The following is an 8,633-nucleotide window of genomic DNA, read 5'->3' as shown; positions in this document are numbered from 1 at the left end:
AAATCTTTTTGAAAGTTTTTTCAAACTTCCTAGTCGATTTAGACGTCATTCCTGCTACTAAACATATTGTTTTGAGCGGTTGAAGTCTCCCTGACAACGTGGGGCGCATTTTAGGGACTTTAGAATTTAACGCAAGCCCTTTTTTCAATAATATTACACTTTAATGACTGTTTGTTTGATCCTTGTACAAAGTGCTGTTTTTTCATCAGGATCCTGTACATTAATTAATATTAGAAAGTGCTTGTAATAGATAATTAAGATAATAAGATAAGCTTTACGTGAATCCTTCACGTATCAGCTATTTCTTTATTTAGTCATTTTTTTGAGAGTAATTAGTTATGTCGTTCAACTCTTCGGTTTTCATACCGTCAGTAATTGTTGCAGTAATAGGTGCCATTTTATTATCTTTTATAGATATTTCATTGTCAGGCGCCGTTGTATTCGCTGCCGGTTCAATATTGGCTGGTTTAGCAGCCGCTTTCGCTAAGTCAGAAGACTCAGCAAAAGCAGATACTACTACATTATATGTAGGCAATTTGCCTTACCGTGCAAACGAAGGCAGTGTTCGCGATTTGTTTAGCGAACACGGTACAGTGTTTTCAGTACGTTTGTTGCGAGACAAACAAACTGGTAAGCGTCGCGGGTTTGGTTTCGTTGAAATCGCAACCAGCGATAGCAAAAGCGCTATTGCCGCATTAAACGACTTTGAATTTCAAGAGCGCGTCTTAAAAGTTCGCCTTGCTAACGAAAAGTAGTTAAGTCCTTAAGAAAAAGGCTGCCTAGTGCAGCCTTTTTTATTGGAAAATTTAATATTTTGCTGCTTTTGCATTAAAATACCTACAACCAACCTTTATAGACAAAATAACCCATGCCATTAAGCCAAATCGATCCAGACAATTACGATATTCTACTCTCTAATAAGTTGGATTTGATCAATGATCAATTCGCAGAGTTTTCAATTCCTAAAATCGACAAATTCAAATCTCCTACATTAAATTATCGAATGCGCTGTGAGTTTAGAGTTTGGCATGACGACGACGATCTTTTTCATATAATGTTTGAGAAAGAAACCAAGCAAAAAGTGCGTATCGATCAGTTCCCACCAGCTAGTACACTTATTAATAGTGTAATGACCGACTTAACTGAGCTATTAAAGCCAAATGAAATATTGCGCCGCAAGCTATTTCAGATTGATTACTTATCTACCCTATCAGGTGAAATCTTAGTTTCTCTGCTTTATCACAAGCAACTTGACGATGAATGGCTCGCAGCTGCAAAAGTGTTAAAACAACAGTTAAGTGACAAATATACAATTAACTTTGTTGGACGTGCTAAAAAGCAAAAGATCGTATTGGATAAGGACTATGTGATCGAAAACCTGACAGTTGACGGCAAGCAGTACATATATAAGCAAGTGGAAAACAGTTTTACGCAACCTAACGCAAAAGTTTGCGAACAAATGTTGAGTTGGGCAAAGAATGCTATTCCTTATAAAGGTGACTTACTAGAGCTTTATTGTGGTAATGGTAATTTTTCAATTGCATTGGCAGACAAATTTGACAAAGTTCTCGCAACTGAGATATCTAAAACATCAGTGCGTTCGGCACAGTACAATATTGAACAAAACAACATAGACAATCTTAAGATCATAAGAATGTCAGCCGAAGAGTTTACCGAAGCGGTAAATAAAACACGTAAATTTACACGTTTAGAAGGTATCGAACTTGATGACTATAAATGTGAAACAATATTCGTCGACCCACCACGTGCGGGATTAGATGAAGATACCGTAAAGATGGTGGCAAACTACCCAAACATTATTTACATAAGTTGTAACCCAAATACGCTTTACGACAATTTGCAGGAACTAAGTAAAACGCACAACATTGCTAAATTTGCCGTATTTGATCAGTTCCCTTATACCGACCATTTAGAATGCGGCGTTGTTCTAACTGCTAAATCTAATCGATAAATAAGTAAACCATACAGACAGCGGATAAACTTAGAATGAAAAGCCCACTATTAATATACTTAATGTGGGCTTTTAAATGCATAAACCAATTCACGTTGTTGACTCTTTGATAAATGCCATCAAGCAATAAACTGCCCAACAGAAACACCTAATCCAAATATCATTATCGCCACCGTAATGGCCACCAGCGTAATAATCCCTCTGCTTTCTTTGTCACTATCAGCAGTATCCGCAGTTTTACCAGTTACATTTTTCATATTTATTCCTATGTTCACCAAGATAGACTCTTATTACAGCTAAACGACTAATTCAAAAATCGCATCAGTGCGGCACCAATCAACATACCCGTGATAAGTGTAATAACAAACTGTATTGCCTGTTCCACCAGTTTGTTGCCCTCGGTGTTTTTCATTTCAAGCTCAACCACAGGGCTTTCGGGAATAACTATTTCTGACTGCTCAATTTCAAATACCGACGCTAATGCCATTACCGTTTCATGTGACGCATTACCATAACGTTCAACACGTTGTATGGTTCTTAAACTTACGCCACAGGACTCGGCCAATACTTGTTGAGTCCAATTATGCTTAGTTCTATGGATTTTAATTAACTCTGCATTTATGTTCATTACTATTACCTATACAGAGTGATTAAGAGAAAAACGCGACAATTTCATCGATAGCAAAAAAACCAAATACAAAACCAATGGCAAACCAAAACGCGATACGCCATTTAGATTTCTTTTTATTAGCTGTATATTTCGGAATCTGTTTTTGGGTTTCAACATGAACCCCATTTTTAATTAACGTACAGTGCAATTCTGCAGTAAGCAGGCTTACCGTATGAAACTCAATTTCAAGTTCATCTTTACCTATTGTAAAAGGGATAACAGATCGTCTTGTAAAACTTCGTTTTTCACCAACAACTTGGCCATCCACAAATACTTTTTCTTTTCCCGATTTCGCAGAGCCCCAGGCAAGAATTTTGTGACCACCAAATTCGAAATTGAAACTAAAGCCATCACTGAATAAAGCCATAGTTCCTATTTGGTTTACTTCTTGATGGTTATCACTAGATTCGTCCATTGGATTGCTCGTTGAATTATCGTTAGAGTTTGTCTCTATAGTTTGATTATTGTCCATTATGCGTTTCCTCTCGCTTCGTTTTGACGAGTTCAAGTTAAACCGAAATTTTGCTGAATAGTGATGACAAGTGAACGACAGTCATACCAAATGTCATGTGACATACCTGTGTCATATACCCAAAAGGCTATTGTACTGGGGTTTTTAGCGAAATAGAGTTTGTTTTTTTTACCATCAATATTTAAATGATAAAGCGGCGTGGCGTATCTTAGTCACATTACTCAAAAGGCATTTAGGCGGTTTCTACCTAAAAAACCTCGCCTTAAAAATAACACAGCTTGTTATTTTCTACCCGCCTCTGCACCTCTCGTGACATAACGTAATTGTTGAATGACTTTATTAGATAATTCTTCACGTTGTGCCTTGGGTAAATCAAGGGCATCTGCACCGGCATTAAATACAATTGTCACCAACGCATCCGCTTCCCACAAAGCACTTTTATGGTTCGAATGAGTTTTTTGTCTAATGTAATCAGAAAGCTCTTGGATAAAATGCATCATTTCTCGCTGTACAGCAGAACGAAATGCTTTTGAAGTACCTGAACGTTCTCGAAGCAATAACCGGAATTCATTACTATTAGTGTCGACAAACTCCATGAAGGTTTCCACAGACGTACGTACAACACTGCCACCGCCCCTCGCGATCCTTGCGCGCGCCTGGCGCATCAACTGCCGCAACATTAAACCTGCTTCATCAACTAATGTTAATCCAAGCTCGTCCATATCTTTAAAGTGGCGATAAAATGACGTCGGTGCAATTCCAGCTTCACGAGCAACTTCACGCAAACTTAAGTTGGCATAACTGTGATCTGCGCTTAACATTCTAAATGCAGCATCAACAATTGCTCTGCGAGTTTGCTCTTTTTGCTCTGCCCTCGTCCTATTGTGCGGGGGATTGGTACCGTTTTTTGTCATTGCATTTTTTTCCTGCGAACAGCTGTTCACTAAAATATAAACATATTAGTTGATTTTTAAGTAAAGCCAGTTAAAATTCAGCGTACACATGTAAGCTCAAATAAGATTATGAAAAAAGCACCTATTATCTGGACAAATGTTTTAGTGTTTTCACTAACATTTTTAATAACCATCATAAGCGTACCTTTGTACGGTTATTTCTATGGTTTTACAATGGCGCATATTGTCGCCACTGTTTTAACATTGGGATTCGCGGGAATGTCCATCACAGTTGGTTATCACCGTCTGTGGGCGCATAAAACCTACGAAGCACACCCAATCCTTGAATTTATTCTGGCGTTAGGCGGTGCATTTGCATTGCAAAACAGCGCCCTACATTGGTCGTCAGACCATAGAATACATCATAAATTTGTCGACCAAAATGACAAGGACCCATATTCTGCAAAAAAAGGATTTTGGTTTAGTCACATCGGTTGGATGTTACGAGATTACCAAGGCGAAAAATATGGCGACTACAGTAATTGCCGCGATCTACAAAAAAACCGAATTGTGATGTGGCAACACAAACATTATTTGGCCTTAACGCTTATCACTAACTTTGGTGTACCACTTTTATTAGGCCTTATATTTGACGACATTCTTGGATTCTTAATCACTGTCGGTTTTTTACGACTGGTTCTGAGCCACCATTTTACGTTTTTCATTAATTCGTTAGCCCATATTTGGGGTTCACAGCCATATACAGACAAGAACACTGCGCGCGACAATGGTTTACTTGCGTTTGTCACTTACGGTGAGGGCTATCATAACTATCACCATATTTTTGAATCAGACTATCGAAATGGTATTCGCTGGTATCAATACGACCCAAGCAAATGGTTTATCAAAGCAGCTAGTTTTATCGGCCTAACCAAAAATCTACGAAAGGTTCCATTTGAACGTATTCAAGCGGCAAAATGGAAAATGCAAAAATACAAAACCGAAACTAAGGTCGTTGAGCTTCCACACAAACAGGAAATTTTAACGAGACTTGAAGCTGAATACGACATTTTAATGGCAAGACTAAAAGCCTTTGTTAACGCCCGAAAAGAATACCTGATGGCGAAACGTCAAAATGCGCCAAAAATGACCGTTGTTGAGTTAAAAAAACAATATCAACTATTAAAAGCACAACTCGCTAGCCAACAATCTCAGTGGCAACAAATGTTAATGCAAGTAGCATAATTCCAAAAATGTAAGAAATGGGCAGCTAAAACTGCCCATTTTCGTTATTTATAGCCGTTATCCGCGAATAAGACTTGGCTGATCACTCAAAAGTTTCTATGATTCATACTGTTATGAAAATAAATTACATAGGGCGAAACTGTGACCGCAAAAAGTAAAAGAACTGAAGCGAAAGTAACCACAACTTCTACCACAAAATACGATTACGATGTGATTGTTATCGGCACCGGGCCGGGTGGCGAAGGCGCCGCAATGAACTTAACCAAAGCTGGTAAAAAAGTTGCGGTTATCGAAAAGCATTCTCAAGTTGGCGGTGGTTGTACTCATTGGGGAACCATCCCATCTAAAGCGTTAAGACATTCGGTTAGTCGACTTGTTGAATATAACTCGAACCCGCTATTTAATCGTTCTGAAAAGGCCGCGACACTAACGTTTCACGACATTCTTCAACACACGACCAAAGTTATTAGCGACCAAGTTAGACTCCGCGCCGGTTTTTATAACCGAAATAGCGTAAAGATTTATCATGGTTCTGCCTCGTTTATTGATAAAAACACGTTATCAATTCAAACACCTGACGGCAGTATTGACCAACTAACTGCAGAAAAAATCGTTATCGCATCGGGCTCACGTCCATACCGACCACATGACGTCGACTTTAACCACCCTCGTGTTTATGACTCCGATACTATTTTATCTTTAAAACACGATCCTAAAAGCATCATTATCTATGGTGCCGGTGTCATTGGCTGTGAGTACGCATCAATCTTCCGTGGATTAGGTTGTAAAGTTGACTTGATTAATACACGTGACCGCTTGTTGTCCTTTATGGACGCAGAAATGACTGACTCACTAAGCTATCACTTTTGGAATAGCGGTATAGTCATTCGTCACGGTGAAGAATACGACAAAATCGAAGGTACTGAAGACGGCGTTATAATGACCTTGAAGTCAGGCAAAAGAATGAAAGCCGACTGTTTGTTATTTGCCAATGGTCGTACAGGTAATACTGACAGCTTAAAACTTGAAAACCTCGGTGTTAAAGCAAATAGTCGTGGTTCTTTAGGCGTTAATAAAAACTATCGCACAGAAGTCGACAATATATTTGCTGTAGGTGATGTTATCGGCTACCCAAGCTTAGCAAGCGCAGCATATGACCAAGGTCGCATCGCGGCAGACTATATGTTGAATATTGCTAATGAAGGCCAACTCATCGAGGACATTCCAACGGGTATTTATACCATCCCAGAAATGTCATCGGTTGGTAAAACTGAACTCGAATTAACGGCGAAGAAAATCCCTTACGAAGTAGGTCGTGCATCATTTAAACATCTTGCTCGTGCACAAATCGGGGCGAGTGCCGTTGGTAGCTTAAAGATCTTGTTCCACTGTGAAACTAAAGAAATTTTGGGTATTCACTGCTTTGGAGAACGTTCTGCTGAAATCGTGCATATCGGCCAGGCGATTATGCAACAAAAAGGCGCTGCCAATACCATAGAGTACTTTGTACGCACAACATTCAACTATCCAACGATGGCTGAGGCATACCGTGTAGCTGCGCTAAATGGCTTAAATAGATTGTTCTAAACATTTAAATGCAGCGGTGATAACAACCGCTGCATTTTTTTATCCTATGAAACGTCATTTGACTTTTACAACCACCAGCAAGATATGACTGACAATAACGCAGTTATTTCAGCGCTCTCCAACTGTACTTTATGTAAAGAAACCCTCCCTTTACCACCAAGACCTATATTTCAACTTCACAGCAAAGCTAAAATATTAATCATTGGACAAGCGCCTGGATTAAAAACCCATCAAAAGAACCAAGCCTTTGACGACGCATCGGGTGACAGATTGCGCGAATGGTTAGGGATGACTCGCGAACAATTTTATAATGAGCAGATATTGGCAATTATGCCGATGGCATTTTGTTACCCAGGAAAAGTCACTAATAGCTCAGGCGACAAAGCCCCGCCTAAAATTTGTAGTCAGACTTGGCACCAACAAATACTAGGTAATTTGGGTAATATAGAACTAACGCTGATTATAGGTCGCTATGCGGCGCAAAAATATGTGGATAACTTCGAGAACTTAACCAGTTCGATCCGAAACAACGACTTTACAAACAAAACAATCGTTTTGCCGCACCCATCACCAAGAAACAATATTTGGATTAGTAAAAATAGGTGGTTTGAAACAAAAACGCTGCCCAAATTAAGGCAGCGAATTTTAGATGCTTTTGATGATTAACCTAAATTTAAATGGTAATCATTATTTTAAGCTAAGATTATTTATGGAATTCAGGGCTGAATTCAACAACGGAGTCAAAAAATACGCCGGCATTTTCCGGAGTCACATCTGGCGTAATGCCGTGACCTAGGTTAAATACGTGACCAGTCCCGGAATGACCGTAGTCAGTTAAGATAGACTTAACTTCCTGACGAATTCTATCTGGTGTCGCATATAACATTGACGGGTCCATATTCCCCTGCAAAGCCACTTTATCGCCAACACGTCGTTTAGCTTCAGCAATATTAATGGTCCAATCAAGTCCTAATGCATCACAACCTGTTTCAGCCATGAGCTCTAACCACTGACCACCATTTTTAGTAAACAAGGTCACAGGAACTTTACGCCCATCATTTTCACGAGTTAAACCATCGATGATCTTACTCATGTAATTTAAAGAGAAATCTTTGTAATCACGCGGGGTTAATACGCCACCCCATGTATCAAATATCATTACAGATTGCGCACCAGCGGCAATTTGAGCATTTAGATAGCTTGTCACTGAGTCAGCGACTTTATCAAGTAACTGGTGCATTAAAGCCGGTTCTGAATACATCATGCCTTTGATTTTAGAAAATGTCTTAGTGCTACCGCCTTCAACCATATAAGTCGCAAGCGTCCAAGGACTCCCTGAAAAACCAATAAGTGGTACTGATCCGTTTAATTCTTTACGAATAGTACGAACAGCATCCATAACATAACGTAATTCTGTTTCAGGATCTGGAATACCAATTTTAGCGACGTCAGCTTGAGTCTTAATTGGATTTTGAAATTTAGGGCCCTCGCCTGTTTCAAAATACAAACCTAAACCCATGGCATCTGGGATGGTCAAAATATCTGAAAACAAGATAGCCGCATCAATTGGATAGCGACGAAGCGGTTGCATGGTCACTTCACACGCCAACTCAGGATTTTTCATTAAAGAAACAAAGTCACCAGCAATAGCACGAGTCGCACGATATTCTGGTAAATAACGGCCTGCCTGACGCATCATCCATACTGGAGTACGGTCAACTGGTTGTTGCAATAACGCTTTTAGATAACGATCATTTTTTAATTCAGTCATAATTCACCCTAAAAATTTCGGTG

10 protein-coding genes are annotated in these 8,633 nt (G+C 39.3%); 5 read left to right on the top strand and 5 right to left on the bottom strand.

From position 1 onward, the window contains the following. Positions 1-338: 338 nt before the first annotated feature. On the top strand, positions 339-755 hold the full coding sequence (locus KO525_RS01245) for an RNA-binding protein (protein WP_215961978.1): 417 nt from the start codon (positions 339-341) through the stop codon (positions 753-755). A gap of 113 nt (positions 756-868) precedes the next feature. Beyond that, entirely contained in the window at positions 869-1,972 is a 1,104-nt protein-coding gene (trmA, locus tag KO525_RS01240) for a tRNA (uridine(54)-C5)-methyltransferase TrmA (RefSeq protein ID WP_215961977.1), read from the top strand. A gap of 119 nt (positions 1,973-2,091) precedes the next feature. On the opposite strand, the gene KO525_RS01235 is transcribed toward trmA, so the two are convergent. From KO525_RS01235 to fabR, 4 genes are all read right to left on the bottom strand, one after another. Continuing rightward, entirely contained in the window at positions 2,092-2,229 is a 138-nt protein-coding gene (locus tag KO525_RS01235; RefSeq protein WP_215961976.1) for a hypothetical protein, read from the bottom strand. A 47-nt stretch (positions 2,230-2,276) separates the two neighbouring features. Continuing rightward, a complete protein-coding gene (locus KO525_RS01230; protein WP_215961975.1) occupies positions 2,277-2,600 on the bottom strand; it encodes a helix-turn-helix transcriptional regulator in 324 nt (107 codons plus the stop codon). A gap of 22 nt (positions 2,601-2,622) precedes the next feature. After that, entirely contained in the window at positions 2,623-3,114 is a 492-nt protein-coding gene (locus tag KO525_RS01225) for a hypothetical protein (RefSeq protein ID WP_215961974.1), read from the bottom strand. Between the two features lie 281 nt (positions 3,115-3,395). Continuing rightward, positions 3,396-4,028 carry an HTH-type transcriptional repressor FabR gene (gene fabR / locus KO525_RS01220; protein WP_215961973.1) on the bottom strand — a complete coding sequence of 211 codons (633 nt, stop codon included), beginning with the start codon at positions 4,026-4,028 and terminating at the stop codon, positions 3,396-3,398. Positions 4,029-4,136: 108 nt separating this feature from the next. On the opposite strand from fabR, the gene KO525_RS01215 reads away from it, so the two are divergent. The 3 genes from KO525_RS01215 (at position 4,137) to KO525_RS01205 (ending at position 7,505) form a co-directional block, all read left to right on the top strand. Next, positions 4,137-5,252 (top strand): fatty acid desaturase, encoded by a 1,116-nt coding sequence (locus tag KO525_RS01215; RefSeq protein WP_215961972.1) that lies wholly within the window; start codon positions 4,137-4,139, stop codon positions 5,250-5,252. 141 nt (positions 5,253-5,393) lie between these two features. Beyond that, a complete protein-coding gene (sthA, locus tag KO525_RS01210) occupies positions 5,394-6,839 on the top strand; it encodes a Si-specific NAD(P)(+) transhydrogenase (protein ID WP_215961971.1) in 1,446 nt (481 codons plus the stop codon). An 84-nt stretch (positions 6,840-6,923) separates the two neighbouring features. Further along, positions 6,924-7,505 (top strand): uracil-DNA glycosylase family protein, encoded by a 582-nt coding sequence (locus KO525_RS01205; protein WP_215961970.1) that lies wholly within the window; start codon positions 6,924-6,926, stop codon positions 7,503-7,505. A 37-nt stretch (positions 7,506-7,542) separates the two neighbouring features. Here the strand turns inward: KO525_RS01205 and hemE are convergent, their stop codons facing one another. Continuing rightward, positions 7,543-8,610, bottom strand: a complete 1,068-nt coding sequence (hemE, locus tag KO525_RS01200) for a uroporphyrinogen decarboxylase (RefSeq protein ID WP_215961969.1) — start codon at positions 8,608-8,610, stop codon at positions 7,543-7,545. Between the last annotated feature and the right edge of the window lie 23 nt (positions 8,611-8,633).

The organism is Psychrosphaera sp. B3R10, from assembly GCF_018861025.1.
GTDB classification, from domain to species: domain Bacteria; phylum Pseudomonadota; class Gammaproteobacteria; order Enterobacterales; family Alteromonadaceae; genus Psychrosphaera; species Psychrosphaera algicola.
Note: the sequence above shows the minus strand (reverse complement) of the source record. Positions and strands in the feature narration are given on the sequence as shown.

Bases quoted from the DNA above. Each gene is read 5' to 3' on its own strand.
- KO525_RS01245 (WP_215961978.1), top strand. From the start codon at position 339: ATGTCGTTCAACTCTTCGGTTTTCATACCGTCAGTAATTGTTGCAGTA.
- trmA (WP_215961977.1), top strand. From the start codon at position 869: ATGCCATTAAGCCAAATCGATCCAGACAATTACGATATTCTACTCTCT.
- KO525_RS01235 (WP_215961976.1), bottom strand. From the start codon at position 2,229: ATGAAAAATGTAACTGGTAAAACTGCGGATACTGCTGATAGTGACAAA.
- KO525_RS01230 (WP_215961975.1), bottom strand. From the start codon at position 2,600: ATGAACATAAATGCAGAGTTAATTAAAATCCATAGAACTAAGCATAAT.
- KO525_RS01225 (WP_215961974.1), bottom strand. From the start codon at position 3,114: ATGGACAATAATCAAACTATAGAGACAAACTCTAACGATAATTCAACG.
- fabR (WP_215961973.1), bottom strand. From the start codon at position 4,028: ATGACAAAAAACGGTACCAATCCCCCGCACAATAGGACGAGGGCAGAG.
- KO525_RS01215 (WP_215961972.1), top strand. From the start codon at position 4,137: ATGAAAAAAGCACCTATTATCTGGACAAATGTTTTAGTGTTTTCACTA.
- KO525_RS01205 (WP_215961970.1), top strand. From the start codon at position 6,924: ATGACTGACAATAACGCAGTTATTTCAGCGCTCTCCAACTGTACTTTA.
- hemE (WP_215961969.1), bottom strand. From the start codon at position 8,610: ATGACTGAATTAAAAAATGATCGTTATCTAAAAGCGTTATTGCAACAA.